We start from the raw sequence: 280 nt of genomic DNA on the forward strand, positions 1-280 counted from the left end.
GCCCGGCGACCGGAATGACTTTCATATCAGTAATAACAGGACTGGATTGTGTCGTCATCTTATTGCCCCGCGACAGGTTTCAGCTCGATACGCTTGATATCGCCCACCAGCACCAGGTAGCTCAGTACCGCGATTAAGGCATGAACACCAACATAAATCAGCGCCCCATTAAAGGAGCCAGTCGTGCCAACGATATAACCAATTGCGATTGGCGTGACGATGCCAGAAATGTTACCGAACATGTTGAACAGGCCACCGGAAAGACCGCTGATCTCTTTTG

1 pseudogene is annotated in these 280 nt (G+C 50.4%); it reads right to left on the bottom strand.

Annotated features, from left to right (window positions below):
* Positions 1-59: 59 nt before the first annotated feature.
* Positions 60-280, bottom strand: a pseudogene (locus tag FN960_RS23925) (MFS transporter); the annotation flags it as partial.

This window comes from Alkalicoccobacillus porphyridii (genome assembly GCF_007293315.1).
Lineage (GTDB): Bacteria > Bacillota > Bacilli > Bacillales > Bacillaceae_D > Alkalicoccobacillus > Alkalicoccobacillus porphyridii.